Source organism: Spirillospora sp. NPDC046719 (genome assembly GCF_040645715.1).
In the GTDB taxonomy this organism is placed as follows: Bacteria; Actinomycetota; Actinomycetes; order Streptosporangiales; family Streptosporangiaceae; genus Spirillospora.
Genome location: NZ_JBEYYT010000901.1, coordinates 1 through 1376, shown reverse-complemented (window position 1 = coordinate 1376; position 1376 = coordinate 1). Strand labels below are relative to the sequence as shown.

Genomic DNA, 1376 nt, shown 5'->3' with positions numbered 1-1376 from the left:
GGCGGCGCCGCCGCCGTCACCGGCCCGGCCGCACCGGGCCGCGGGCGCGGCGCGCGCGAGCGGCTGACGCCGCCGTCGTGGCTGGCGCTGATGTTCCTGCTGCCCGCGCTGCTGCTGCTCGGCTTCCTGGTCGTGTACCCGATCGTGTACTCGGTGATCCGCAGCTTCTTCGACGCCTCGGGCGGCTCGTTCGTCGGCTTCGACAACTACACCGGGGTGTTCCAGGGGCACGACGACCTCGTCGCGGTGCGCAACACCGTGGTGTGGGTGGTGGTCGCGCCCACGCTCGTCACGATCATCGGGCTGTTCTTCGCCGTCCTCACCGAGCGGATCCGGTGGGCGACGGCGTTCAAGCTCGTCGTGTTCATGCCGATGGCGATCTCGTTCCTCGCCTCCGGCGTCATCTTCCGGCTGGTGTACCAGCAGGACCCCGACCAGGGCGTGGCGAACGCGGCGCTGGTCGCGATCCACGACACCTTCAAGTCGGGCACCGCCTATCCGGGCGCGGGCCCGCGCACCGGCGGCGATCAGCTCGTCCACATGCAGGGCGGCGCGGTGGTCGGGTCCAGCCCGGTGTCGGCGGGGCAGACCGCGCTGCTGCCCCTGGTGAAGGTCAAGCCCGAGTACCTGCCGAAGGACGCGAAGCCGGCCGCGCAGCCGCCGGCGGCGAAGGCCGGGCAGGTGACCGGGACCGTCTGGTTCGACTTCACCAAGGGCGGCGGCGGCGAGCTGAACAAGCCGAACGCCGGCGAGTCCGGGCTGCCCGGCGTCAAGGTGGAGGCGGTGCGCGGCGGGAAGGTCGTCGCCACGGCGACCACCGGCAAGGACGGCGCGTTCACCTTGAAGAAGGTGCCGTCGGGCCCGGTCACGCTGCGGCTGCCGAAGAGCAACTTCACCGCCTCCTATGGCGGCGCCGAATGGCTCGGCAGCACGCTGATCACGCCGGCGATCATCGGGTCGTACCTGTGGGTGTGGTCCGGGTTCGCGATGGTGCTGATCGCCGCGGGCCTGGCCGCGATCCCGCGCGACGCGCTGGAGGCGGCCCGGGTGGACGGCGCGACCGAGTGGCAGGTGTTCCGGCGGGTGACGATCCCGCTGCTCGCCCCGGTGCTGGTCGTCGTGCTGGTCACGCTCGTCATCAACGTGCTGAAGGTGTTCGACCTGGTGTTCATCATCGGCGGCGGCGATCCGAACGCCAACGTGCTGGCGCTCCAGATGTGGACCAAGTCGTTCGGCGGCGGCAACGACCCCGGCTCCGGCAGCGCGATCGCGGTGCTGCTGTTCCTGCTGGTGCTGCCCGCCATGCTGTTCAACATCCGGCGACTGCGGCAGGAGCGGAAATGAGCACCGCGGACGGCACTGACGTCACCCCGGAC

1 protein-coding gene is annotated in these 1376 nt (G+C 71.1%); it reads left to right on the top strand.

What is annotated here, in order from left to right; translation table 11 throughout:
• Positions 1 to 1344, top strand: a 1344-nt coding sequence (locus ABZ914_RS51415; RefSeq protein WP_500201818.1) for an ABC transporter permease, incomplete at its 5' end; no start/stop codon positions are given.
• Between the last annotated feature and the right edge of the window lie 32 nt (positions 1345 to 1376).